The sequence below is a fragment of the Bacillus cereus group sp. BfR-BA-01383 genome (assembly GCF_022663495.1).
Taxonomy (GTDB): domain Bacteria; phylum Bacillota; class Bacilli; order Bacillales; family Bacillaceae_G; genus Bacillus_A; species Bacillus_A cereus_AU.
Genome location: NZ_JAKUFP010000037.1, coordinates 1 through 24820, shown reverse-complemented (window position 1 = coordinate 24820; position 24820 = coordinate 1). Strand labels below are relative to the sequence as shown.

The window sequence follows — 24820 nt, the reverse complement described above, 5'->3', positions numbered from 1 at the left end:
AAAAGCAAACTAGGAGCATAGCTTCTAGTTTGTACTTATTTAATTATTGGGGGATGAAATATGAATGTTTTAGTAATTGGCCGCGGTGGTCGTGAGCATGCTTTAGCTTGGAAGTTTGCACAATCTGAAAAGGTAGAAAAAGTGTATGTGGCACCAGGTAATGAAGGTATGCGAGATGTTGCAACACCAGTTGATATTGATGAGAATGATTTTGATGCATTAGTCTTATTTGCCAAAGAGAATAATGTTGAATTAACTTTCGTTGGACCAGAAATGCCACTTATGAATGGAATTGTTGATCGTTTTAAAGAAGAGGGACTTCGCGTATTTGGTCCGAATAAAGCGGCTGCTGTTATTGAAGGTAGTAAAGCTTTTACGAAAGAATTGATGAAAAAATATGATATTCCAACTGCTGAATACGAAACTTTTACAGATTATGAAGAAGCAGTACAGTACATTCAAAAAGTTGGTGCACCAATCGTTATTAAGGCAGACGGCTTAGCTGCTGGTAAAGGTGTAACAGTAGCAATGACACTTGAAGAGGCATTACAGGCTACAAAAGAGATGCTACAAGATGTGAAATTCGGCGAAGCAAGCAAGAAGGTCGTTATTGAAGAATTTTTAGATGGACAAGAATTTTCATTAATGGCATTTGTAAATGGAACAACTGTACATCCAATGGTAATTGCTCAAGATCATAAACGAGCTTTTGATGGTGATAAAGGTCCGAATACAGGCGGAATGGGCGCATATTCTCCAGTACCACAAATTCCAGAATCAGCAGTTCAAGAAGCGATTGAAACGGTATTACACCCAACTGCTAAAGCGATGATTCAAGAAAATCGTTCGTTTACAGGTATTTTATACGCAGGTCTTATTTTAACAAATGATGGTCCAAAGGTAATTGAATTTAATGCACGCTTTGGTGATCCTGAAACGGAAGTTGTATTACCTCGCTTAGAAAACGATTTAGTTGATGTATGTAACGCTGTATTAGATGAAAGTGAACTAACGTTACAATGGTCAAAAGAAGCAGTTATCGGTGTTGTACTTGCTTCGAAAGGATATCCAGAGGCGTATAAAAAAGGTGATATTATTAGCGGGCTAGATGCATTGCAAGATGTGATTGTTTTCCATGCGGGTACAGTGATGAAACATGGTGACTTTGTAACAAACGGTGGCCGTGTATTATTTGTTGCTTGCAAGGCGAATAGTTTACAAGAAGCGAAGGATAAAGTATATAAAGAAATCGGTAAAATTGAGAGTGACGGTCTATTTTATCGAAGTGATATAGGATATCGTGCAATTGGGCATGAGATGACGAGAAGCTAATATGTAAAAAATCCCGCTGATTTCTCAGCGGGATTTTTATGCATCTTTATCTTTTTTCAATTTTCCTTTTTGCTTTGCCATTTCTCGAAGTAAATACTCGATGTGTGCATTGACGCTACGAAACTCATCATTCGCCCATTTTTCGATGACTGCGTGTAATTCAGGATCAATACGTAATGGAAAGCTTTTCTTTTTAGCCATAATTATTTACAACCTTTTAGTATAGGCTTCCTGTATTAATAACTGGTTGCGCACCTTTATCTGAAACGATGGCAACTAATAAGTTGTTTACCATATTTGCTTTACGCTCGTCATCTAATTCAAGCACGCCTTCTTCATCTAACATATGGATTGAATCTTTGGCCATTTTCACAGCACCTTCAACAATCTCTTTTCTAGCAGCTAATACTGCTTTTGCTTGTTGACGTTGTAACATTGCATGGGCAATTTCTGTTGCGTAAGCTAAATGCGTTAAACGAGTTTCTAATACTTCTACACCAGCAATTTCAAGACGCGCTTCTAATTCGCGTTTTAGCTCTTCTGAAATTTCCTCAGTATTTCCACGTAACGTAATACAAGTTTCATCTTGGAAATTATCATAAGGATATTTTGTTGCAACGTGGCGGATGGCTGTTTCACTTTGGATTTCTACGAATCGATCGTAATGCTCAACACCAAACATTGCTTTTGCAGAATCAACCACTTTATATACGATAACAGCTGCAATTTCAATTGGATTTCCCTCAACATCATTTACTTTTAATTTCTTACTGTTAAAGTTTTCAACGCGTAAAGATACAGTTTGACGGAATGCGAATGGAATTGTTAAAAATAAACCGTTTTGACGAATTGTTCCTAAATAATTACCGAAAAACGTAATGACTTTCGCTTGGTTCGGTTGAACGATACCAATACCCGTCGCGAGAACCGCAGCTAAAATAATAGTTAATGCTGCTACTATAAAAATTTCTTGCACAAGGCAAAATACACCGATAGCAGCTAAAATGAGAATCCCGATAATGCCGAGAAATCCATTAACATAAAATACTTGTTTCTCTTTCATATGATCGCCTCCTTGATATAAAAATGATATCACTTTTATATCATTTTAAGCAAGGGATTTAAACCTAATTTTCTGAATCTTATTTATTGATATCTTTTATGTACGTTTTAGGGTCAAAAACAAGAATGTACGTTCTGTTTTGTGATAAAATAAAGAAGACTTAACCGCCCACTGCAGCAGCTAAGTCTCTTTGAGAGCATCTTGCGTCGTGACAAATGATTCAAAGCGGTTTTGCCAGGATTATATCTTCAATCGCTGACTCAATCTCTTTGTCAGAAGCGTCATAACTTCCATTTGACTGTGGTTTGTCATGATTGGAAGTTTGATTCACTTCTTCCTTAGCATGTCCTTTTTCAGCAAAATTCATGCTAGGCATTTTAAATGCGCCCATACTCATGAATTTTCCAAATTTACATACTTCAGCAATAGGGCAGAAACGAACAATCCCCTCTGCAATTTTCATTGCACCAAACCATAGTAAAACTTTAGACCAAGTGCACCACGGTTTGCGTACGAGTTTAGCGGTACTACAACCGAAGAGGATAAGTCCGAGTGTAATTCGAATTAGAGCATTGATTGTACCGATGTTTTGCTTCATTTGAAAAACACTCCTTTTTGATGAACTTCGAAATAGCAAATACTATTTCTTTTATTAGTATCCCGTGTGCTCTTGATGATATGTAATCCAACATTTGACGTTAAAAAAGATGTTGGAATGGGCGTGTGTGTAAGTAGCTTTTTTTGTTATAATGAAAGAATGCATAAAAGGAAGTTCAAAGTTAAATCCTCCCGTTTGAAAAAATATGGAAGAGGGAATTCCAAACTTAATTCTCCGTTTTAAACAAATATTTAAGATGAAGTTAAAAAAATCCTGATAAAAATAAACTGTTATTTTGAACAGAAGTATATATAAATAGAGAAAAGAAAGGGTGTTTTCATGTACGATATTTCCGGGTGGAAACATGTATTTAAGCTTGATCCAAATAAGGAGTTAAGCGATGAACATTTAGAAATGATTTGTGAATCTGGAACAGATGCTGTTATTGTAGGCGGAAGTGATGGCGTAACAATTGATAATGTATTACACATGCTAGTTAGCATTCGTAGATATGCAGTTCCTTGTGTGTTAGAGGTTTCTGATGTGGAAGCAATTACACCAGGATTTGATTTTTATTACATCCCAAGCGTTTTAAATAGCCGAAAAGTAGAATGGATAACAGGGGTTCATCATGAGGCATTGAAAGAATTTGGGGATATTATGGACTGGGACGAAATTTTCATGGAAGGATATTGTGTTTTAAATCCAGAAGCGAAAGTAGCCCAGCTGACAGATGCAAAATGTAATTTAACAGAAGATGACGTTATTGCATATGCGCGTTTAGCAGACAAGCTATTACATTTACCTATATTCTATTTAGAATATAGCGGTACGTATGGAGATATTGAGCTTGTTAAAAATGTAAAAGCACAATTGAAACAAGCTAAACTATATTATGGCGGTGGTATTTCTAATGCAGAACAAGCGAAAGAAATGGCACAGTATGCTGATACAGTAGTTGTTGGAAACGTTATTTATGATGATATAAAAGCTGCGTTAAAAACAGTTAAAGCAGTAAAAGGAGAGTAGGTGCAGGCGCATATGAGTATGACAGATAAGTTATTAAATGGACTAAATCCACAGCAACAAAAAGCAGTACAAACAACGAGCGGACCGCTTTTATTAATGGCAGGTGCAGGTAGTGGTAAAACACGTGTGTTAACACATCGTATTGCGTATTTACTTGGTGAAAAAGGTGTAGCGCCATGGAATGTACTAGCTATTACCTTTACAAATAAAGCTGCTCGTGAAATGCGCGAGCGTATTGATACGCTTGTCGGACCAGAAGCAGAAGATATTTGGATTTCTACGTTCCACTCTATGTGCGTACGTATTTTACGACGTGATATCGACCGCATTGGGATTAATCGTAACTTTACGATTTTAGATGCAGGTGATCAGTTAACTGTAGTGAAAAAAATTATGAAAGAGCGCAATATTGACCCGAAGAAGTTTGAGCCGCGCTCTATTTTAGCGGGTATTAGTAATGCAAAAAATGAACTGTTATCTGCAGATAAATATGCAAAAAAAATTACAATCGCTGATCCATATGAAAAATTAACGAGCGATGTATATACAGAATATCAAAAACGACTTTTGAAAAATAACTCATTAGACTTTGATGATTTAATTATGACAACGATTCAGCTATTTGAACGTGTACCAGAAGTACTAGATTTTTATCAGCGCAAATTCCAATATATTCACGTTGATGAGTATCAAGATACGAACAAAGCGCAGTACCTTCTTGTTAAACATTTGGCGGCACGTTTTAAAAATCTTTGTGTTGTAGGTGACTCAGATCAGTCTATTTACCGCTGGCGTGGTGCTGATATCTCTAACATTTTGTCATTCGAAAAAGACTATGAGAATGCGCAAGTAATTTTGTTAGAACAAAATTACCGTTCATCACAAAATATTTTGAATGCAGCTAATGCTGTTATTGAAAAAAATTCAAACCGTAAACCGAAGAAATTATGGACAGACAATCAAGTTGGAAGCAAAATCTCGTATTATCGTGCTGCAACGGAAAAGGACGAAGCATATTTTGTTGCGAAAAAAATTCGTGACGATATTCAAATGGGGAAGCGAAAATATACTGATTTTGCAGTATTATATCGTACGAATGCCCAGTCTCGTATGGTCGAGGAGATTTTCCTGAAATCCAATATTCCTTACAAAATTGTCGGCGGTACGAAGTTCTACGACCGTAAAGAGATTAAAGACATTTTAGCCTACTTACGTTTAATTGGGAATCCAGATGATGAGATTAGTTTTGCACGTATTATTAACATGCCAAAGCGCGGGATTGGTGCTACTTCTATTGATAAAATCATTAATTATGGTGTGCAAAACGGAATTTCATTAACTGCTGTATTTGATGAGATTGAGCATGTTGGTGTAAGTGCAAAAATAACAAAGGCAGTAAAAGAATTCTCAAGCTTATTACACAATTGGGTAAATATGCAAGAGTATTTATCTGTTACAGAACTAGTAGAAGAAGTTATTGAAAAAACAGGCTATCGCGAGATGTTGAAAAATGAGCGTTCTTTAGAAGCAGAAGGCCGTTTAGAAAACTTAGATGAGTTTTTATCTGTTACGCAAACATTCGAATCTCAAAGTGAAGATAAGAGCCTTGTTGCATTCTTAACAGACTTAGCTCTTGTTGCGGATATTGATCGTGTAGATGAAGATCCAACTGCTGGTGAAGAAGTTATTTTAATGACGATGCACTCAGCAAAAGGATTAGAGTTCCCTGTTGTCTTTATCGTTGGTTTAGAGGAAGGGATATTCCCTCATACGCGTTCTCTTATGGAAGAAGATGAAATGCAAGAAGAGCGTCGTCTTGCTTATGTAGGTATTACTCGTGCAGAAGAAGAGTTATACTTATCGAATGCGCAAATGCGTACTTTATTTGGTAGAACGAGTATGAATGCAGCATCTCGATTTATTACAGAAATTCCGGCAGAATTAGTGGAACCATTAAACGAAACAGCACCGAAGCGTGAAACTTCGTTTGGTACAAAAGGAAGAACGACAACAAGCGCAACGACAACACGTTCTCGTTCAGCTTTCGTGCGTCCGGCTGTTAAGACAACAGGTGGCGAGCAAATTGGCTGGGCAGTAGGCGATAAAGCTTCTCATCAGAAGTGGGGAGTCGGTACAGTTGTAAGTGTAAAAGGTGAAGGTGATGCAAAAGAATTAGATATTGCGTTCCCAAGCCCAATTGGTGTTAAACGTTTATTAGCAAAATTTGCACCTGTGACGAAACAATAGGAAAGGAATGAGGATATGTCAAAAGAGATAACAAAAAAGCGTATAGAAGAACTACGTGATTTGTTAAATACATTTAACTATCAATATCACGTATTAGACAATCCTTCTGTTTCTGATGCGGAATATGACCGTAATATGCAGGAGCTTATAAAATTAGAAGAAGAGAACCCAGAGTTTATGAGTGAAGACTCTCCCTCCATTCGCGTTGGGGGAACTGTACTTGATATATTTGAAAAAGTAACACATAAGTCACCGATGTTAAGTTTAGGAAATGCATTTAATGAAGGTGATCTACGTGATTTTGACCGAAGAGTACATCAAGGAATTGATGATGCGAATGTAAGATATATATGCGAATTAAAAATTGACGGGCTTGCTGTTTCACTTCATTATGAAAAAGGACGCTTTATTCAAGGCGCAACACGTGGTGATGGTGTAACGGGGGAAGATATTACCCAAAATTTAAAAACGATTAAAGCAATTCCACTTCGATTAAATGAAGAAGTAACGTTAGAAGCACGCGGCGAGGCTTATATGCCGAAGCGTTCATTTGTTAAATTGAATGAAGAAAAAGAGCAAAATGGTGAAGATGTATTTGCGAATCCACGTAATGCAGCAGCAGGTTCGATACGTCAACTAGATACAAAAATTGCAGCGAAGCGTAACCTATCTATGTTTGTGTACGGTCTTGCGAATGTAGAAGAAAAAACGATCCCATCGCATAGTGAATCACTTGATTTCTTAGGTGAGCTTGGATTTAAGACAAACCCAAATCGCCGTATATGTGAAACAATCGAAGAGGTTATAGCTTATGTAGAAGAATGGCAGGAAAAACGTCCGAATCTTGATTATGAGATTGATGGAATCGTTATAAAAGTAGATGATGTTGCTCTTCAAGAAAGTTTAGGAACTACAGCAAAGAGTCCGAGATGGGCGATTGCTTATAAATTCCCGGCTGAAGAAGTTGTAACAAGGTTAACAGGGATTGAATTAAGTGTTGGTCGTACAGGGGTTGTAACACCGACTGCAGAGCTAGAGCCAGTACGAGTGGCTGGTACGATCGTTCGTCGTGCCTCTTTACATAACGAGGATTTAATTCGTGAAAAAGACATTCGAATTGGCGACTATGTTGTTGTGAAAAAGGCCGGAGATATTATTCCTGAAGTTGTGAACGTTATTTTGGATAAGCGTACTGGTGAGGAAGAAGAATATCGCATGCCGACGCATTGTCCAGCATGTGAGAGTGAGCTAGTTCGTTTAGAAGAAGAAGTAGCACTTCGTTGTATAAATCCAACTTGTCCTGCCCAAATTCGCGAGGGATTAATTCATTTCGTTTCAAGAAATGCAATGAACATTGACGGACTTGGAGAGCGTGTCATTACACAGCTCTTTGATGCAGATTATATTCGTACGTTTGCAGATTTATATGCATTGACGAAAGAACAATTACTACAATTAGAGCGTTTTGGTGAAAAATCAGCAACAAATTTAGTACAAGCAATTGAGAATTCTAAAGAAAACTCATTAGAGCGATTACTATTTGGTCTTGGAATTCGTCACGTCGGGGCAAAAGCAGCACGTACATTTGCGGAGCATTTTGAAACGATGGATGCGCTTGTGAAAGCAACGGAAGAAGAACTAAAAGCAATTAATGAAATTGGTGAAAAAATGGCCCAATCTGTTGTAACATATTTTGATAATGAAGACGTATTAGAGTTATTACAACAATTTAAAGAGTATGGCGTGAATATGGCATACAAAGGTATAAAAATTGCTGATTTACAAAATGTTGAATCGTACTTCGCAGGAAAAACTGTCGTTTTAACAGGGAAATTAACAGTTATGGGACGCAGTGAAGCGAAGAAGAAGATTGAGGCATTAGGTGGAAAAGTAACAGGAAGTGTTAGCAAAAGTACGGATTTAGTTGTTGCTGGTGAAGCTGCTGGCTCAAAATTAGCGCAAGCAGAGAAGCACAATGTTGAAGTTTGGAATGAAGAGAGGTTCTTACAAGAGCTAAATAAGTAAGAGGTGCAAACTTACCATGAAAAAAATAGCATTAGCGGTATTAAGCCTTGGCCTACTTGTAAGTGGGTGTAGCGCAGGTGCCGACAAAGATGAAAAAGTGGTTGAGAAATCGGGGAAAGCAAAAGAGCAAGCAATCGTTCCAAAATACTCTATTTCGGATGAATATTATAAGACGACTGTTCCATTTGACGCAGGAGCTGCACGTGGTTTAGTTGTACAAGGATTAAATACTCGCCTTGATATAGATGAATTTGAAACAGGATTAATGCGTATTGCGAAAGAATCATTTAGTACGAAAGATTATTTCTTTAAAGGCGGTAGCGTTCTAGATGCAAAAACTGTACAAATGCTTGTCAAAAGAAAGCGTACAGATGCTGAACAAAAAGAACTAGAGGACAGTTTAAAAAAAGATGCGGTTAAATTTCCTAACATAGGGTTAAACCCAGCGTTAGGTGAAGGATCCGAATCACTAGAAGTGAAAAATAAAAAAAATCCAATATATATTTCAAATATTTTAGAGCATGATTATTATGTGAAAAAAGGCGAGAAAGATGTTGAACGTGGTGGCATTGTAGTTGGATTAGCGATGAATTCTGTTCAATATTATGAGGAAGAGCATGGCTATCCGCGTGAGGCTACAATCCCGGATGAAAAAATGTTAGCTGAAGGGAAAAAAATGGCACAAGAAATCTTGAAAGTCATGCATCAAAAAGACCCTAGCACAAAAAATGTCCCGATAACATTTGCGATTTATCGCCAAGCTCCAAAGTCTTCACTCGTGCCGGGTAATTTTGTTTCTTATGCGAATGTAGAAAAAGGTAGCGAAGCGGTTGAGGATTGGAAACAAATTAATGAGAAATATTATTTGTTCCCATCTGAACAAGCGAAAACAGATAATAAACGTGAAGATCTTGCAAGAGTATCAAACTTTAAAGCAAAACTAAGCGATTACTTCCAAGGTGACTATACGGCTGTTATCGGTACTGGTATGTATAAAGATGATGAACTAAAAGAAATGAAGCTTGAAATTCCTGTCCAATTTAATGGGAAAGCTGAAATAATTGGTTTTACACAATATGTAGCAGGGCTTGTTATGGAATACTTCCCGAATTATATGAAAGTACAAGTAACAATTAAATCTGTAGAACGCCCAGAAGCTATTATTATACGTGAAGCAAAGCAAGATGAACCATTTGTGAAAATTTTAGATTAAATAAGAGAGCTGTTCCTTTATGGAACAGCTTTTTTTCTTGAAGAATTTTGTTATAATTTAAAATGTTATAAATAAAGGGGTAAGGGGAAAAGTTATGGATGAACTAAGCTTTCAAGTCATTATTTTATTAATTGCATTCGGTTTTTTAGCAGCTTTTATTGATTCGGTTGTTGGAGGTGGAGGATTAATTTCGCTTCCTGCACTTATGTTTGTTGGCTTATCACCAGCTTCGGCAATTGCAACGAATAAATTAGCTGCAACAATGGGGACGTTCACGAGTGCAGTTTATTTTATTCGATCAGGAAAGGTCGATTTTAAAATTGTAGGAAAGTTAATCCCATTAACTATCATTGGAGCAGTCGCAGGTGCTTTAGTAGTAAAATTTATTCCATCTGATATTTTGCGTCCACTAGTACTCGTAATGTTGGTTTTTATTGCTATTTTTATTATTTCAAAAAAAGATTGGGGAAGTGTATCTACCTATAAAAAGATGACAAAAGGAAAAACATTAATATTTTTCTTAGTTATTTTAATGATAGGGTTTTATGATGGTTTTTTTGGACCGGGGACAGGATCTTTTTTAATTTTTGCATTTTTATTAATTGGTTTGGATTTTATTCAAGCGGCAGCATCTGGAAAACTTTTGAATTTCGTTAGTAATATAGTATCTTTAATTACTTTTTTATTTTTAGATGTAATTCATTTTGAATACGGTATTATTATGGGGTTATCAATGATTTTAGGTGCTTATTTTGGATCGAAGTTTGCTATTCAAAAAGGTGTTGGATATGTAAGGACTTTATTTTTGTTAGTTACTATTTTATTAATAGGGAAAAATATTTTGGAATATACTCATGTTTTGTAGATTCATACGTATGTATGAATCTACTTTTTTTATTATATTTTAAAAATTAATTAATTTTTAAAATATAAGTCTAGGAATATTTGAATAAATCTAAATTATCGTGTAGAATAATGTTGTAAAATGTAAACGTTTTTCTAAGGGGAGGCTAAAAAAATGGTAGTAGCATACAAACATGAGCCATTTACAGATTTTTCAGTAGAGGCTAACAAATTAGCGTTTGAAGAAGGTTTAAAGAAAGTAGAATCTTATCTTGGACAAGACTATCCATTAATTATCGGGGGAGAAAAAATCACTACAGAAGACAAAATTGTTTCTGTAAACCCTGCAAATAAAGAGGAACTTGTTGGTCGCGTTTCAAAAGCAAGCCGTGAATTAGCTGAAAAAGCAATGCAAGTAGCGGATGAAACATTCCAAACTTGGAGAAAGTCAAAACCAGAAATGCGCGCAGACATTTTATTCCGTGCTGCAGCAATCGTTCGTCGTAGAAAACATGAGTTCTCTGCTATTCTTGTAAAAGAAGCAGGTAAACCATGGAATGAGGCAGATGCTGATACAGCAGAAGCAATCGACTTTATGGAATATTATGGTCGTCAAATGTTAAAATTAAAAGACGGTATTCCAGTAGAAAGCCGTCCAATTGAATATAATCGTTTCTCTTACATTCCATTAGGAGTAGGTGTTATCATTTCTCCTTGGAACTTCCCATTCGCAATTATGGCGGGTATGACAACAGCTGCTTTAGTTTCTGGTAACACAGTATTACTAAAACCAGCTAGTACAACTCCTGTAGTAGCAGCGAAATTTATGGAAGTATTAGAAGAAGCTGGCTTACCAGCTGGCGTAGTAAACTTCGTTCCAGGTAATGGTTCTGAAGTTGGTGACTACTTAGTAGATCACCCTCGTACACGTTTTGTTAGCTTCACTGGATCACGCGATGTAGGTATTCGTATTTATGAGCGTGCAGCAAAAGTAAATCCAGGACAAATTTGGTTAAAACGTGTTATCGCTGAAATGGGCGGTAAAGATACAATCGTTGTTGATAAAGAAGCAGATCTTGAATTAGCAGCTAAATCTATCGTTGCATCAGCATTCGGATTCTCAGGACAAAAATGTTCTGCATGTTCTCGTGCAGTAATCCATGAAGATGTATACGATCACGTATTAAATCGTGCTGTTGAATTAACAAAAGAATTAACAGTTGCTAACCCAGCTGTATTAGGTACAAACATGGGTCCTGTTAATGACCAAGCTGCATTCGATAAAGTAATGAGCTATGTTGCAATTGGTAAAGAAGAAGGTAGAATTCTAGCAGGTGGCGAAGGAGACGATTCTAAAGGCTGGTTCATCCAACCAACAATCGTTGCTGACGTTGCAGAAGATGCTCGCTTAATGAAAGAAGAAATCTTCGGACCAGTAGTAGCATTCTGTAAAGCAAAAGACTTTGATCATGCACTTGCAATTGCAAACAATACAGAATACGGTTTAACAGGAGCAGTTGTTTCTAACAACCGTGACCATATTGAAAAAGCACGTGAAGAATTCCACGTTGGTAACTTATACTTCAACCGTGGATGTACTGGTGCAATCGTAGGTTACCAACCATTCGGTGGCTTTAACATGTCTGGTACAGACTCTAAAGCTGGTGGCCCTGATTACTTAGCACTTCACATGCAAGCAAAAACTACTTCTGAAACTTTATAAGAAATAGTAGAAGAGATCTTCGCAGTCTGCGAAGATCTCTTTTTTTGAAAAACTTTCTACATGTGGATTAAGATAGATATAAGTAGAAAAACTAATAAAGTAATAAGGTTTATTTCAGTAAAATAAGGTATATTATATTTGTTGAATAGATTCTCTTTAAAGACAAGAAAAGTAGGTGAACAAAGTGGGAAAATACCAATTGGATTACAAAAGTCAGGTAGCTGTGGCAAAGTTTCATGAAAAACAGACGCCTGCCAAATTTGATAAAAAGCAGCAACTTGAAAAATTGCGTGCGGAGTATTTGAAAAAGAAGCAAAAACAAACAGATAAATAATACGTTACGTTTTCCTGAATTTTTCTGTATATGGCGCGAGCAAACACAAGAAAATAGGTAAGTTATTCATCGTTCAAATATATAAAAATCAGTAGTTTATGTCCGCTAATACTTAACGTAAGTTTTTGTTCCATTGCTACACATACCCCTGTTTTTGATCAAACGTTATTTTAAAGATACAGCAAATAATAGAGCCTATATCGAAAAGTACTTGGCCATTGAAGACACAGGCTTTATTTTTCCATAGCCATTTATAGTTATATATATTTAACGTTTTGGACAATGTATGCTTTAACTTACCCTATAATAGGGGAAACTAGTTCATTTGGATCGAAAGTAATTACCATATATTACTATAAGGTGATTAGAACTAGCTAAACCCTATTAATAGCGGGATAAACATGTAAATAGAAACAAAACAACGAGAAAAGTTGACTTATTAGTCACATTTTTTAGTATTCATTTTAAGGATTTCCTGTATAATACAATTTGAAAGAAAATCTATGGTTTGACAAGAAACACTCTTTTCGGTTTTGCTCACTGAATGGAGTGTTTTTTTGTAGTTAAAAACTCTTCCGTACTCATTACATTTGCATACACTCCATTTAAACTTGCCAGAATTGTATTGTGAATATAAACAGCTGGTATAGTAGCGTTTTTAAATGAAAGATCTTTTGTAGCACAAGCATCATGTATAACGGTACATTGAAAGCCAAAATCAAAAGCAGCCCTTACGGTAGCATCAATACACATATGAGTCATCATCCCGCATATGACGACGTGCTCAATGTCTAAACGCTGTAATTGTTCTAGAAGATCAGTTTCTCGGAAGCTATTTGGATAATGTTTGAGTATAACCATTTCTTCTCTAAGTGGACGGACATTTTTGTGAATATGTACACCTTCTGTATTTGGTAGAAAAAAAGTAGCATCATCTTTTATTGCTACATGTTGGATATGAAAAATAGGTTCGTTTCTTATTCTAAAGTGTTGCAGTAGCTGACTAGCGTATTCACTTGCTTCTACTGGATTACGCAATTCCATCTTTCCATTTGGAAAATAATCATTTTGAATATCAACGAGTAAAAGAGTTGTTTTCATATATTTATCTTCCTCCGATTTCATATTCAAATAATGTTATTCAATTCATAGAGAAGATTCTCCTGTTTAAAAATATGAGGGAGAAGAATTTTACATAACTTTAAAGATTACTATTTTTTTATTATTTTTCATTCTAAAATTTCAATAAAGAAATAATTAATATTTTTCCGAAAAATATATTGACTCTTATTATTCAGAGTTCTATAATGAGAATTAATTAAACGACAATTAAATCGATACATTCTTATCCAGAGAGGTGGAGGGACTGGCCCTACGATACCTCAGCAACGGGTTTTTTTAATACCGTGCTAACTCCAGCAAGCCTATAAAGGCTTGGAAGATGAGAAGATGTGAATGAGTACATATAAGTGCTCTCCTTCTTATCTTTATGGTTGATAAGAAGGAGAGCACTTTTTATTTTACCTCGAAAGCTCTCCTTCAAGTTTTTATAGCATATAGGAGGGAAGAAAATGATTTCTTTTAACAATGTAAGTAAAGTATATGAATCAGGTGGGCAATCTGTTCATGCGGTGGAGGATGTAACGTTATCAGTTGAGAAGGGCGAAATTTTTGGCATTATCGGTTTTAGTGGCGCTGGAAAGAGTACGTTATTACGCTTAGTAAACATGTTGGAAAGACCAACTGCGGGAACGATTTCGATAGATGATAAAGATATTACATCATTGTCGACGAAAGAATTACGTAAATTAAGACAAAGAATCGGGATGATTTTTCAAAGCTTTAATTTATTTAATTCAAGAACAGTGTTTGGAAATATTGCTTATCCATTAAAGTTAGCGAAAGTACCAAAGAATGAGATCAAAGAAAGGGTAAATGAACTGCTGAAGTTTGTAGGATTAGAAGATAAAGCAAACTATTATCCAGAGCAGCTATCAGGCGGACAAAAGCAACGTGTTGGGATTGCAAGAGCACTTGCAACATCACCGGATATTCTTATATGTGATGAGGCGACATCAGCTTTAGATCCAGAAACAACGACAGAAATTTTGAACTTATTGAAAAAAGTAAATCGAGAATATAATTTAACAATTCTTCTTATTACACATGAAATGCATGTGGTGAAAGAAATTTGTCACCGTGTAGCTGTAATGGAGAAGGGAAGAGTTATTGAAGAAGGAAAACTGTTTGATGTTTTCACACAACCAAAAACAAAGACGACTCAAAACTTTGTGCGTTCTGTTATTAATGATCACTTACCAGAAAGTGTTCTAGCGAAAATTCAAAACGGAGGTCAGATTTATCGCCTAACTTTTACTGGTGAGGAGACAGGACAGCCGGTACTATCATATATCGCAAAAAACTATAACGTTGATGTAAATGTACTGTACGGAAATATTATTGAACTCCAAAATGTTTTATTTGGAAATCTTCTTGTAGAACTGCAAGGTGAGCAGAGAGAAATTCAAAAAGCATTACAACATCTAAGACTGCAAGTGCAGCTGAAGGAGGTAGAAGCTCATGCGAGTTGATTGGAGTATATTTTGGCCTCGTATATTAGATGCGACGGGGGATACCCTCTTAATGGTAATTGTAACCCTTATATTTGCTACAATTCTTGGTATACCTCTAGGTTTACTTTTATATGTAACACGTAAAGGGAATTTTTTAGAAAATAAATGGGTCTTTTCAATTCTTAATGTCATTATTAATACAATTCGTCCGGTTCCGTTCATTATCTTTTTAGTAGCTTTAAGTCCAATAACAAGAAGTGTTATCGGAACGACGATTGGAACAGCGGCAGCAATCTTTCCAATGACGTTAGTTGCATCAATTGGTATTGCTAGAATGGTTGAAACAAATCTTGTTTCTGTTCCGAAAGGGGTAATTGAAGCAGCGCAAGCGATGGGAGCTTCACCACTTAGAATCGTTTTTGAAATTCTTGTGCCAGAAGCGTTAGCGCCATTGATCTTAGGTGTGACGTTTATGACAGTTGGTTTAATTGAATTTTCAGCAGTTGCTGGACTTGTCGGTGGTGGCGGTCTTGGTGACTTAGCGATGACATATGGTTATCAACGTTTTGATACATCAGTTATGTTTGTAACGGTCGTTTTACTTATTATTCTTGTACAGATAGCTCAAAATTTAGGAAACTACTTTGCGAAAGTCTTTTTACGCAGATCATAAAAAGGAAGAGGGGAAAAGAAAATGAAGAAAATTTTAGCATTTGCATTATCAGCGATTGTAGGGATTTCAGCATTAAGCGGCTGCTCAAGTGGAGACACGGGTGCAGGAGCGAAAGAGAAAGTAGTTCGCGTCGGCGTAACAGGAACGGATGGAGACGCTTGGGAAATTTTAAAGAAGAAAGCTGAAAAAGAAGGAATTAAAATTAAACTAGTTGAGTTCTCTGATTATACAACTCCAAACAAAGCGTTAGCTGATGGAGATATTGAATTAAACTCATTCCAGCACATTGCTTTCTTAGAACAATTTAAAAAAGAGCATAAGCTAGATATTACAGCTGTCGGTACAACACAAATTGCACCAATGGGCTTATACTCTGAAAAACATAAGAAAGCAAATGAAATTCCAGATGGTTCAGAAATTGCTATTCCAAATGATCCAACGAACCAAGCGCGCGCATTAAAACTACTTGATGCAGCTGGATTATTAAAGCTTAAGAAAGATTTTGGTCTATTTGGAGATCCAAGTGGTATCGCTGAAAATCCGAAGAAGTTAAAAATTACACCGGTTATCGCACAACAAACACCTCGTGTGTTAAAAGATGTAGCAGCTTCAGTTATTAATAACGGTGTTGCTGGTCAAGCTGGATTAGATCCAGCGAAGGATCCGATTTTCTTAGAAGATCCAAAAAATGAAAATGCGAAGCCTTATATTAATATTTTCGCAGCTCGTACGAAAGATAAAGATGATCCAACACTGAAAAAGGTAATTGAATTGTATCATTCAAAAGAAGTAACAGATGCAATTAAGAAAGAAACAAATGATGGTTCAATTTCAGTAGATCTTTCACTTGAGGAGCTTGAACAAATTGTAAAGTAATGATTGGGTTTAATGGATTAACAGAAGGAACCCCTCCGCTGTTAGTTCGTTCAACATATAATCTACTTAACAAACAAACCCTAATTCTGTACCTTCCAATTTTGTATAACGTAGAATCCAATGTTTGTTAAGTAGAGTGATGGACCAGGAGTTTTTCTGGTCTTTTTTTAATTAAAGCAGCTAGCTAATAATAAGGAGATCCAAATTATGATTGGGTAAGAGATTAAACTAAAAATGAGTGTAATTGCTAATTTCTTTTTAGGGATTAATAGTTTCTTTGATGAAAATAAGAAAAGAGAAAATAGGATAATGATAGATGCTGAGATTACTCCTGGATTATAAGAACGATAAATAACAAATAAAATAATATGTTGAACAGCGTTAAAGAAAATAGCTCCTTGAATAAAAATAATCCAGTAAATAGAAGATAAGATTTGTAATTGGTATAGAATGACTATGAGTAGAACAAAGATTGTTAATATAGTAATTGCAATGATAAATTGTTTATTGTCTATGAAATGAATTGAAAATTGATTAACAAGATATTGTGGCATCTGGAAAGCCTCTTCAAGGTTATGAATGAAAAATAATAAAGGAATAATCCAGAGCATAATAGTGGAATGTTTTTTCACCAACTTACATCACTCCAATAAAGGTATAGAAAGCCTAAAAAGGCCCTCTATACAGAGATGCTTATTCAATTATGAAACTTTTTAAATTATCTTCGTGATGCGCTTGTTCTTTCGGATAAGCAGCTAGCTCCTCTTGCAAAATATTTAGTATTTGCTTAGCTGATTGCTGGATTGGATCAGGTAGCTCTTCTAATATATGCATACCGACTTTTATCTTTGTCCGAATTACCCTTCTTAGTAGTTCATCATGCATGTACTACACCTCCAAACCGAATGTTTAGTACATCTTCTTCAAATTTTGCTCCTTGAATAGAAAGATGTGTTAACGTTTTTGGTAATGTGATGTTCCGTTTAACAGAACCTGCGCGGATGATAAGCTCATCACCTTTTTGATTTAATGAAAGTTCACTTTTGTTTGAGAAGGGAATGGACAGAACGAAAATATATTCATCGCCATCTTTTTTCACATATTGTGTGCGGCCGTTAAATTTTACTTCAGTAGGACAAGGGTCAGTTTTAAATAAAGCATTTCCTACACGCTCTAACATAGGTAAACCAACAACTTCTTGTTCAAACATCGGGGCTTCGTAAATAGGAAGTGGCTGAAAACTATCTTGAATTAATGCTTTATATTTCTTTTGTGTATCTTTCCATGCTTGAAAGTAAGGATCGGTGACAGTGTTAGGGATGACGCGGTTAATCATAATGGCATCTACGTTGTAATCGTATAAGTTTAAATACGTAAAGCTGCGCTGAGCTTCTTTAATGACCATTTTTTCAGGATTTACAACAACGCGAATACTCGTTACTTCTCGGTTTGATAAAATATCCCGCATTTCTCCGAGTTGTTCTAATGTATTTGTTAATTCATCCATAATATCGTCTGTTGGGAGAGGGACGCCGAGAAGTGGTTGTGCTACAGGACGGACGACTTTTAAAACCTTTCTTTTAATAGGAAAGAGTTTTTCCATCCACCAGCCGAGCATGTCTGGAAAGCTGAGCATTGCTAAAGTTTCTCCTGTTGGTGCACAATCAATAATGATGACGTCATAGGTGTTTTGTTTATAGTAATCGAGTACTCGAAGTAAGCTAATTAAATCTTCCATACCAGGAAACATCGTTAATTCTTCTGTCGTAATATCATCAGCTGCTTTAGAAGTGAAGAGCAGTGTAATGTATTTCTGCAATTTACCCCAGCCTTTTTCCATTTCATAAATAGTATTAATTTCTTGTGCCCATAAATTTTCTCGAATTTCTAATGGCTCAGAAGATAGCTTTATACCAAATGAATCTCCTAAACTATGAGCGGGATCTGTACTCATTACTAAAGTTTTTAAACCTCGTTTTGCACTTTGAAGTGCCGTTGCTGCTGAAATGCTAGTTTTTCCTACGCCGCCTTTACCTGTATATAAAATAATTCTCATCATCATATCCCCTTTGTTTCGAGTGTCGAATATTACGAGTTACGAAATAAAATATTGAATAAAAACCCAGCTAGGGTTTTATTCAATCGGAATGTTTTTCATTTTAGGTGTAGAAACCTTTTCTTCTGTTTTTTGTTGTGACGTAGCGATGTGATTCATAATTTTTTGGAAGATTTTTAGTAAGAATGCTTTTTCTTCCTCTGACAATGCCTCCGTCACTAGGCTAAAGTAATGGGCTGCATTTTGTTTTACCTCTTGAACGAGCATTACGCCGTTTTCTGTTAAACGAATTAATACAATACGTCGATCGTTTTCATCACGGTACCGTTCAATATACCCCTTTTTTACAAGGCGATTTACAACGCCTGTCGTTGTACTCATCGGTATATCAAGAAGGTCAGCAATTTTTGTCATTGTGATATTTGTATTTCGTTCCATCCAAAGTAAACAAAATACTTCTGTCTTGGAAAGTGTTAAATCAAGGCTTACCCATTCTTCAGGATAGAAAAGTTTCTTGGCGTTATCTAGCAGTAAGTCTAAAAAATGTTCATATTGCAACAATTATTTCCACTCCCGTATATTTCGAGGTTCGTAATATTTGTTTTTATTTTATGTGGAATTGAAATAAATGTCAATGATTTTAACTGTTTTTTCGGATTAGGCAGAAAATTATATTCAAAATGGAATTTTTTTATGGTAGATTAATAAATAGAAAAAGATAATTTACATAAAAATCCATCATGATAAATATATTTATCTATAATGGGTGTACAGCTAACGAGGGGGAGAACGATGAGAAGACGAAATACGCAAGCGTTCACGTTTTTAGCATGGACTTCATTTGTTTGTGCGCTTTCAGGTATGCTAATTGGGATTTATACGTTAGATGAAACGCTTAGTGTAAAAGGATACTATTTAATTGGAACATTATTTTTAACGATGTCTTGTTTTGTATTACAAAAAACAATTCGTGATAATGAAGAAGATAACGAGAGATTTCCGAAAAATGAACCGCTAGATAAAGACTAAATTGTAAAGAAAGGCATTTGCCTTTCTTTTTTTATGTAAAAATGCTGTAAGTGCCATGTGTTGACTTGCTTGAAGTACTGAAAATTTGGTATCATCAATAGTATTGTAGATTGAACGATATATTATGGAGGTGGCCTAGCCGTGTCAAGAATTTCCGTTGAGAATGTAAAGCACGTTGCACATTTAGCACGTCTTGCAATTACTGATCAAGAAGCAGAAAAATTTCAAAAACAACTAGATGCAATTGTTACATTTGCAGAACAGTTAAATGAATTAGATACAACAGATGTAAAACCAACAACTCATGTATTAACTATGAAAAATGTTATGCGTGAAGATGTACCAGAAAAAGGTTTACCAGTAGAAGAAGTATTAAAAAATGCACCGGATCACAAAGATAATCAAATCCGTGTTCCAGCAGTATTAGAATAGAGGAGGGGAATTTCGATGTCATTATTTGATCATTCGGTATCAGAGTTACATAAGAAGTTAAACAACAAAGAAATTTCCGTTACGGATTTAGTAGAAGAATCTTACAAACGTATTGCGGATGTTGAAGATAACGTAAAAGCTTTTCTTACATTAGATGAAGAAAATGCACGCGCGAAAGCGAAAGAATTAGATGCAAAGATTGGTGCTGAAGATAATGGTTTATTATTCGGTATGCCAATCGGTGTAAAAGATAACATTGTAACTAACGGTCTTCGTACTACTTGTGCGAGCAAAATGTTAGCAAACTTTGATCCAATTTATGATGCGACAGTTGTGCAAAAGCTAAAAGCTGCTGACACAGTTACAATCGGTAAATTAAATATGGACGAGTTCGCAATGGGTTCTTCAAATGAAAACTCAGGTTTCTATGCTACGAAAAACCCATGGAACTTAGATTACGTTCCAGGCGGATCTAGTGGTGGTTCTGCGGCAGCTGTAGCAGCAGGAGAAGTATTATTCTCTCTAGGTTCTGATACGGGTGGTTCTATCCGTCAACCAGCTGCATATTGCGGTGTTGTAGGTTTAAAACCAACTTACGGACGCGTATCTCGTTACGGATTAGTAGCATTCGCATCTTCACTTGACCAAATCGGGCCGATTACACGTACAGTAGAAGACAATGCATACTTATTACAAGCTATTTCAGGTATTGACCGTATGGATGCAACTTCTGCAAATGTTGAAGTTGGAAACTATTTAGCTGGCTTAACAGGCGACGTTAAAGGTTTACGCATTGCTGTACCAAAAGAATACTTAGGCGAAGGTGTTGGCGAGGAAGCTCGTGAGTCAGTATTAGCTGCTTTAAAAGTATTAGAAGGTATGGGCGCAACTTGGGAAGAAGTATCTCTTCCACACTCTAAATACGCTCTAGCAACGTATTACTTACTATCTTCTTCTGAAGCATCTGCTAACCTTTCACGCTTTGATGGCGTACGTTACGGTGTTCGTTCTGATAATGTAAATAATTTATTAGATCTTTACAAAAACACACGTAGCGAAGGTTTCGGTGATGAAGTAAAACGTCGTATTATGCTTGGTACATTTGCTCTTAGCTCTGGTTACTATGATGCATATTACAAAAAAGCACAACAAGTACGTACATTAATTAAGAACGACTTTGAAAATGTATTTGCTAACTATGATGTTATTATTGGGCCAACAACGCCAACTCCGGCATTTAAAGTGGGCGAAAAAGTGGACGATCCAATGACAATGTATGCAAATGACATTTTAACAATCCCAGTAAACTTAGCGGGTGTTCCAGCGATTTCTGTTCCATGTGGATTCGGTGCTAACAACATGCCACTTGGTCTACAAATCATTGGTAAACACTTCGATGAAGCGACAATTTACCGCGTTGCACATGCGTTTGAGCAAGCAACAGACTATCATACAAAAAAAGCAAGTCTGTAAGGAGGCGAGCATAGATGAATTTAGAAACAATTATTGGTTTAGAGGTTCACGTTGAGTTAAAAACAAATTCGAAAATTTTCTCTGCGAGTCCAACAGAATTCGGAGCGGAGCCAAATACACAAACAAGTGTAATTGACTTAGGATACCCAGGGGTACTGCCTACTTTAAATAAAGAAGCAGTTAACTTTGCAATGAAAGCTGCAATGGCATTAAACTGTGAAATCGCAACGGAAACAAAGTTTGACCGTAAAAACTATTTCTACCCAGATAATCCGAAAGCTTACCAAATCTCTCAATTCGATAAGCCAATTGGAGAAAATGGTTGGATTGAAATCGAAGTAGATGGTAAAAAGAAACGTATCGGTATTACACGTCTTCATTTAGAAGAAGATGCTGGTAAATCAACGCATACAGCTGATGGTTCATTAGTAGACTACAACCGTCAAGGTATGCCTTTAATCGAGATCGTATCTGAGCCAGATATGCGTACTCCAGAAGAAGCATACGCATACTTAGAGAAGTTAAAATCAATCATTCAATACACTGGCGTATCTGATTGTAAGATGGAAGAAGGTTCTCTGCGTTGTGATGCGAATATTTCCCTTCGTCCAGTTGGACAAGAGAAGTTCGGTACAAAAGCGGAACTGAAAAACTTAAACTCATTCACTTACGTACAAAAAGGTCTTGAGCACGAGCAAGTACGCCAAGAAAAAGAATTATTATCTGGCGGTATCATCCAACAAGAAACACGTCGTTATGATGAAGCAACGAAGAAAACAATCTTAATGCGTGTGAAAGAAGGATCTGACGATTACCGTTACTTCCCAGAGCCAGACTTAGTTGAACTTTACATCGATGATGAGTGGAAAGAAGCAGTACGTGCTTCTATTCCAGAACTTCCAGATGCACGTAAAGCTCGCTATGTTGCAGAAATTGGCTTACCAGCTTATGATGCACACGTATTAACATTAACGAAAGAGATGTCTGATTTCTTTGAAGCAACAGTTGCAGACGGTGCTGATGCGAAATTAACATCAAACTGGTTAATGGGTGAAGTGCTTGCATACTTAAACAAACAACAAAAAGAATTAAAAGACGTTGCATTAACGCCTGCTGGTTTATCTAAAATGGTTCAATTAATTGAAAAAGGTACAATTTCTTCTAAAATCGCGAAGAAAGTATTTAACGAATTAATTGAAAAAGGTGGAGACCCAGAAGAAATCGTTAAAGCGAAAGGTCTTGTTCAAATCTCTGACGAGGGTACACTTCGTAAAGTAGTAACAGAAATCCTTGATAATAATGAGCAATCTATCGAAGACTTTAAAAACGGTAAAGACCGTGCAATTGGCTTCTTAGTTGGTCAAATTATGAAAGCGACAAAAGGACAAGCTAATCCACCGCTTGTTAACAAAATCTTACTTGAAGAAATTAATAAGCGATAAAATAGTATAGATTTTTAAAGGTTAAACAGAAAAAACACCCGTATTTGGGTGTTTTTTCTGAGTTAATCAAACGTTTGTTTAAATGAGACAAAATCGTTTAAACAAACGTTTGATTAACTGTCAAAAGTGGAAAACTGTTTGTATAGCAACTATGGTATGATAGTTGCAAAAAGGTGGGAATAATGATAAATCTAGACATAGAGAGTTTTTTCATCTCGTGAAATAATAGATAGTTATTATTCATTATATGTAAATTGATGTGAGAGAATGGATAGACATAAATTTCTTGGTCAAATAAAGCAACAAACCATTATGAGAGAATATTGCTTTTGATGGACTACACGAATCGGGTTCTTACTGCCTGTTTGAGCGGGATAAAAGAAGGATAGGAAGATGAGAGGAGGTAGGCATAGGAATACTGAATAAAGTTTCGGTATGTTCTTTTTCAATGAATAAAGAAATTTCCTGTGCTAATAAATGATGAAGCGAGCAAGAATTATTTATAATCCTACTTCTGGGCGCGAGCTATTTAAGAAGAGCTTACCAGAAGTATTACAAAAATTAGAACAAGCTGGCTATGAAGCATCTTGTCATGCGACAACGGGTCCTGGAGACGCTACTGTGGCAGCGAGGCAAGCTGCGGATCGCAAGTTTGATGTTGTTATCGCAGCTGGTGGTGATGGTACATTAAATGAAGTGGTGAACGGTTTAGTAGGACATGAGCATCGTCCAAAGTTTGGAATTATTCCAGTTGGAACGACAAATGATTTTGCACGTGCGATCGGTGTACCTCGTGCTATTGAAGAGGCTGCGGATATTATTTGTGAAGGAACAACGGTACCGTTAGATCTTGGTAGAGCGAATGATACATATTTCATTAATATCGCTGGTGGCGGCCGTATTACAGAATTAACATATGAAGTACCAAGCAAGCTAAAAACGGTATTAGGCCAACTTGCTTACTATTTAAAAGGAATCGAAATGTTACCATCATTACATCCAACGTATGTTGAAATCGAGTATGATGGGAAGTTACTACAAGAAGAAATTACGATGTTTTTAATTACAAATACTCGTTCAGTTGGTGGATTCGAAAAGGTAGCACCGTATGCGTCTATTAACGATGGGTTATTTGATTTATTAGTACTGAAAAAAGGCTCCATCGCTGATTTAATTAAAGCAGCAACACAAGCGCAGCGTGGTGAACATATTAACAATCCAAAAGTGCTATACACACAAGCAAATCGCATTAAAGTGCATTCACCAGATAAACTAATGATTAATTTAGATGGTGAATATGGTGGGGATGCCCCAATGGAATTTGAAAATATATATCATTGTCTGGAACTATTTGTTCCAGAACATAAAGAGGATGCCCTGTAAAGGCATCCTTTTTTGTTTTTATCCCGCTATTTGCGAGCAGTAAGACTCCCACTTCAAAATTAGGCTGGAGCGAAGAAATTAGGTGGGAGTCGAGCTACCCGTAAACGCCCGATTGGTGAGGGCTAATAATCAGTGGGGGATGAACAAAACCCCACTGATTAGAGTTTCACTGTATAGAGGAATTGTAAATTGGAAGTTAGTTTGATTTTTATGGTATTTTTACAATTCGTTTATTTTATATACATATTTTATTGGTACACTGGAGGAGATAAGAAACGAGAGGTAGGGTAATTAACTGTTACGATTTATTTAACCGATTATAACTAAAGTTAATTAAATATATCAGTAAGCCCTGCTAGTCAAGTGATTGGCTAGTAGTGAGGGGTAACTGCGGGCAATCCCTAAAGCTGATTGAACTACAACGTGGCTAGAAATAGCGAGCGTGAATGTCGCGAAAGCAGAAAAAATCAATCAGA

24 protein-coding genes and 1 riboswitch are annotated in these 24820 nt (G+C 36.2%); of the genes, 16 read left to right on the top strand and 8 right to left on the bottom strand.

The window, feature by feature from the left end; genetic code table 11:
* Positions 1 to 60: 60 nt before the first annotated feature.
* Positions 61 to 1332 carry a phosphoribosylamine--glycine ligase gene (purD, locus tag MR065_RS23015; RefSeq protein ID WP_242215180.1) on the top strand — a complete coding sequence of 424 codons (1272 nt, stop codon included), beginning with the start codon at positions 61 to 63 and terminating at the stop codon, positions 1330 to 1332.
* Between the two features lie 36 nt (positions 1333 to 1368).
* Here the strand turns inward: purD and MR065_RS23010 are convergent, their stop codons facing one another.
* The 3 genes from MR065_RS23010 to MR065_RS23000 form a co-directional block, all read right to left on the bottom strand.
* A complete protein-coding gene (locus tag MR065_RS23010) occupies positions 1369 to 1533 on the bottom strand; it encodes a type II toxin-antitoxin system antitoxin (RefSeq protein WP_001085171.1) in 165 nt (54 codons plus the stop codon).
* Positions 1534 to 1549: 16 nt separating this feature from the next.
* Positions 1550 to 2395 carry an SPFH domain-containing protein gene (locus MR065_RS23005; RefSeq protein ID WP_025150171.1) on the bottom strand — a complete coding sequence of 282 codons (846 nt, stop codon included), beginning with the start codon at positions 2393 to 2395 and terminating at the stop codon, positions 1550 to 1552.
* Between the two features lie 220 nt (positions 2396 to 2615).
* The gene (locus MR065_RS23000) at positions 2616 to 2993 is read right to left on the bottom strand and encodes a YgaP family membrane protein (RefSeq protein WP_000812335.1); all 378 of its coding nucleotides are present in this window, start codon (positions 2991 to 2993) and stop codon (positions 2616 to 2618) included.
* Between the two features lie 339 nt (positions 2994 to 3332).
* On the opposite strand from MR065_RS23000, the gene pcrB reads away from it, so the two are divergent.
* The 7 genes from pcrB (at position 3333) to MR065_RS22965 (ending at position 12407) form a co-directional block, all read left to right on the top strand.
* Complete coding sequence (gene pcrB, locus MR065_RS22995; protein ID WP_098991524.1) at positions 3333 to 4022, top strand: heptaprenylglyceryl phosphate synthase; 690 nt, start codon at positions 3333 to 3335, stop codon at positions 4020 to 4022.
* Positions 4023 to 4034: 12 nt separating this feature from the next.
* Positions 4035 to 6269, top strand: a complete 2235-nt coding sequence (pcrA, locus tag MR065_RS22990; RefSeq protein WP_242215179.1) for a DNA helicase PcrA — start codon at positions 4035 to 4037, stop codon at positions 6267 to 6269.
* A 15-nt stretch (positions 6270 to 6284) separates the two neighbouring features.
* Entirely contained in the window at positions 6285 to 8294 is a 2010-nt protein-coding gene (gene ligA / locus MR065_RS22985; protein ID WP_242215178.1) for an NAD-dependent DNA ligase LigA, read from the top strand.
* A 16-nt stretch (positions 8295 to 8310) separates the two neighbouring features.
* Positions 8311 to 9507, top strand: a complete 1197-nt coding sequence (locus MR065_RS22980) for a CamS family sex pheromone protein (RefSeq protein WP_242215177.1) — start codon at positions 8311 to 8313, stop codon at positions 9505 to 9507.
* A gap of 94 nt (positions 9508 to 9601) precedes the next feature.
* A complete protein-coding gene (locus MR065_RS22975; protein WP_097904988.1) occupies positions 9602 to 10372 on the top strand; it encodes a TSUP family transporter in 771 nt (256 codons plus the stop codon).
* Positions 10373 to 10525: 153 nt separating this feature from the next.
* Positions 10526 to 12073 (top strand): L-glutamate gamma-semialdehyde dehydrogenase, encoded by a 1548-nt coding sequence (gene pruA, locus MR065_RS22970; protein ID WP_098769582.1) that lies wholly within the window; start codon positions 10526 to 10528, stop codon positions 12071 to 12073.
* 184 nt (positions 12074 to 12257) lie between these two features.
* Positions 12258 to 12407, top strand: a complete 150-nt coding sequence (locus tag MR065_RS22965; RefSeq protein ID WP_000521653.1) for a hypothetical protein — start codon at positions 12258 to 12260, stop codon at positions 12405 to 12407.
* Between the two features lie 537 nt (positions 12408 to 12944).
* On the opposite strand, the gene MR065_RS22960 is transcribed toward MR065_RS22965, so the two are convergent.
* Positions 12945 to 13508 carry a cysteine hydrolase family protein gene (locus MR065_RS22960; protein WP_242215176.1) on the bottom strand — a complete coding sequence of 188 codons (564 nt, stop codon included), beginning with the start codon at positions 13506 to 13508 and terminating at the stop codon, positions 12945 to 12947.
* A 241-nt stretch (positions 13509 to 13749) separates the two neighbouring features.
* A riboswitch (SAM riboswitch) is annotated at positions 13750 to 13855 on the top strand.
* 123 nt (positions 13856 to 13978) lie between these two features.
* Here MR065_RS22960 and MR065_RS22955 point away from each other — a divergent pair.
* From MR065_RS22955 to MR065_RS22945, 3 genes are read left to right on the top strand one after another with little or no spacing between them, the layout of a single operon-like run.
* Positions 13979 to 14998: a methionine ABC transporter ATP-binding protein gene (locus tag MR065_RS22955; protein WP_098269725.1), complete on the top strand. Its 1020-nt coding sequence runs from the start codon at positions 13979 to 13981 to the stop codon at positions 14996 to 14998.
* Complete coding sequence (locus tag MR065_RS22950) at positions 14988 to 15653, top strand: methionine ABC transporter permease (protein ID WP_001261873.1); 666 nt, start codon at positions 14988 to 14990, stop codon at positions 15651 to 15653. The genes MR065_RS22955 and MR065_RS22950 overlap by 11 nt, the downstream gene beginning before the upstream one ends.
* A 21-nt stretch (positions 15654 to 15674) precedes the next feature.
* On the top strand, positions 15675 to 16529 hold the full coding sequence (locus MR065_RS22945) for a MetQ/NlpA family ABC transporter substrate-binding protein (protein ID WP_242215175.1): 855 nt from the start codon (positions 15675 to 15677) through the stop codon (positions 16527 to 16529).
* 167 nt (positions 16530 to 16696) lie between these two features.
* On the opposite strand, the gene MR065_RS22940 is transcribed toward MR065_RS22945, so the two are convergent.
* The 4 genes from MR065_RS22940 to MR065_RS22925 form a co-directional block, all read right to left on the bottom strand.
* Complete coding sequence (locus tag MR065_RS22940; RefSeq protein ID WP_242215187.1) at positions 16697 to 17140, bottom strand: HXXEE domain-containing protein; 444 nt, start codon at positions 17138 to 17140, stop codon at positions 16697 to 16699.
* Between the two features lie 82 nt (positions 17141 to 17222).
* Positions 17223 to 17414: a DUF3926 domain-containing protein gene (locus tag MR065_RS22935; protein WP_242215174.1), complete on the bottom strand. Its 192-nt coding sequence runs from the start codon at positions 17412 to 17414 to the stop codon at positions 17223 to 17225.
* Positions 17407 to 18588, bottom strand: coding sequence for an ArsA family ATPase (locus tag MR065_RS22930; RefSeq protein WP_097904980.1), 1182 nt, complete (start codon positions 18586 to 18588; stop codon positions 17407 to 17409). The genes MR065_RS22935 and MR065_RS22930 overlap by 8 nt, the downstream gene beginning before the upstream one ends.
* A gap of 75 nt (positions 18589 to 18663) precedes the next feature.
* Positions 18664 to 19146 (bottom strand): MarR family winged helix-turn-helix transcriptional regulator, encoded by a 483-nt coding sequence (locus MR065_RS22925; RefSeq protein WP_242215173.1) that lies wholly within the window; start codon positions 19144 to 19146, stop codon positions 18664 to 18666.
* A 231-nt stretch (positions 19147 to 19377) separates the two neighbouring features.
* On the opposite strand from MR065_RS22925, the gene MR065_RS22920 reads away from it, so the two are divergent.
* The 5 genes from MR065_RS22920 (at position 19378) to MR065_RS22900 (ending at position 24344) form a co-directional block, all read left to right on the top strand.
* Positions 19378 to 19614 (top strand): YiaA/YiaB family inner membrane protein, encoded by a 237-nt coding sequence (locus MR065_RS22920; RefSeq protein ID WP_001254392.1) that lies wholly within the window; start codon positions 19378 to 19380, stop codon positions 19612 to 19614.
* A gap of 141 nt (positions 19615 to 19755) precedes the next feature.
* The gene (gatC, locus tag MR065_RS22915) at positions 19756 to 20046 is read left to right on the top strand and encodes an Asp-tRNA(Asn)/Glu-tRNA(Gln) amidotransferase subunit GatC (protein WP_000086999.1); all 291 of its coding nucleotides are present in this window, start codon (positions 19756 to 19758) and stop codon (positions 20044 to 20046) included.
* 15 nt (positions 20047 to 20061) lie between these two features.
* The gene (gene gatA / locus MR065_RS22910) at positions 20062 to 21519 is read left to right on the top strand and encodes an Asp-tRNA(Asn)/Glu-tRNA(Gln) amidotransferase subunit GatA (RefSeq protein ID WP_000051449.1); all 1458 of its coding nucleotides are present in this window, start codon (positions 20062 to 20064) and stop codon (positions 21517 to 21519) included.
* Between the two features lie 14 nt (positions 21520 to 21533).
* On the top strand, positions 21534 to 22961 hold the full coding sequence (gene gatB / locus MR065_RS22905; RefSeq protein WP_001047683.1) for an Asp-tRNA(Asn)/Glu-tRNA(Gln) amidotransferase subunit GatB: 1428 nt from the start codon (positions 21534 to 21536) through the stop codon (positions 22959 to 22961).
* A gap of 477 nt (positions 22962 to 23438) precedes the next feature.
* Entirely contained in the window at positions 23439 to 24344 is a 906-nt protein-coding gene (locus tag MR065_RS22900; RefSeq protein ID WP_097904978.1) for a diacylglycerol kinase, read from the top strand.
* Positions 24345 to 24820: the final 476 nt, after the last annotated feature.

Excerpts from the sequence above, each read along its gene's own strand:
- purD (WP_242215180.1), top strand. The coding sequence starts at position 61 with ATGAATGTTTTAGTAATTGGCCGCGGTGGTCGTGAGCATGCTTTAGCT.
- MR065_RS23010 (WP_001085171.1), bottom strand. The coding sequence starts at position 1,533 with ATGGCTAAAAAGAAAAGCTTTCCATTACGTATTGATCCTGAATTACAC.
- MR065_RS23005 (WP_025150171.1), bottom strand. The coding sequence starts at position 2,395 with ATGAAAGAGAAACAAGTATTTTATGTTAATGGATTTCTCGGCATTATC.
- MR065_RS23000 (WP_000812335.1), bottom strand. The coding sequence starts at position 2,993 with ATGAAGCAAAACATCGGTACAATCAATGCTCTAATTCGAATTACACTC.
- pcrB (WP_098991524.1), top strand. The coding sequence starts at position 3,333 with ATGTACGATATTTCCGGGTGGAAACATGTATTTAAGCTTGATCCAAAT.
- pcrA (WP_242215179.1), top strand. The coding sequence starts at position 4,035 with ATGAGTATGACAGATAAGTTATTAAATGGACTAAATCCACAGCAACAA.
- ligA (WP_242215178.1), top strand. The coding sequence starts at position 6,285 with ATGTCAAAAGAGATAACAAAAAAGCGTATAGAAGAACTACGTGATTTG.
- MR065_RS22980 (WP_242215177.1), top strand. The coding sequence starts at position 8,311 with ATGAAAAAAATAGCATTAGCGGTATTAAGCCTTGGCCTACTTGTAAGT.
- MR065_RS22975 (WP_097904988.1), top strand. The coding sequence starts at position 9,602 with ATGGATGAACTAAGCTTTCAAGTCATTATTTTATTAATTGCATTCGGT.
- pruA (WP_098769582.1), top strand. The coding sequence starts at position 10,526 with ATGGTAGTAGCATACAAACATGAGCCATTTACAGATTTTTCAGTAGAG.
- MR065_RS22960 (WP_242215176.1), bottom strand. The coding sequence starts at position 13,508 with ATGAAAACAACTCTTTTACTCGTTGATATTCAAAATGATTATTTTCCA.
- MR065_RS22955 (WP_098269725.1), top strand. The coding sequence starts at position 13,979 with ATGATTTCTTTTAACAATGTAAGTAAAGTATATGAATCAGGTGGGCAA.
- MR065_RS22950 (WP_001261873.1), top strand. The coding sequence starts at position 14,988 with ATGCGAGTTGATTGGAGTATATTTTGGCCTCGTATATTAGATGCGACG.
- MR065_RS22945 (WP_242215175.1), top strand. The coding sequence starts at position 15,675 with ATGAAGAAAATTTTAGCATTTGCATTATCAGCGATTGTAGGGATTTCA.
- MR065_RS22940 (WP_242215187.1), bottom strand. The coding sequence starts at position 17,140 with ATGCTCTGGATTATTCCTTTATTATTTTTCATTCATAACCTTGAAGAG.
- MR065_RS22935 (WP_242215174.1), bottom strand. The coding sequence starts at position 17,414 with ATGCATGATGAACTACTAAGAAGGGTAATTCGGACAAAGATAAAAGTC.
- MR065_RS22930 (WP_097904980.1), bottom strand. The coding sequence starts at position 18,588 with ATGATGAGAATTATTTTATATACAGGTAAAGGCGGCGTAGGAAAAACT.
- MR065_RS22920 (WP_001254392.1), top strand. The coding sequence starts at position 19,378 with ATGAGAAGACGAAATACGCAAGCGTTCACGTTTTTAGCATGGACTTCA.
- gatA (WP_000051449.1), top strand. The coding sequence starts at position 20,062 with ATGTCATTATTTGATCATTCGGTATCAGAGTTACATAAGAAGTTAAAC.
- gatB (WP_001047683.1), top strand. The coding sequence starts at position 21,534 with ATGAATTTAGAAACAATTATTGGTTTAGAGGTTCACGTTGAGTTAAAA.
- MR065_RS22900 (WP_097904978.1), top strand. The coding sequence starts at position 23,439 with ATGATGAAGCGAGCAAGAATTATTTATAATCCTACTTCTGGGCGCGAG.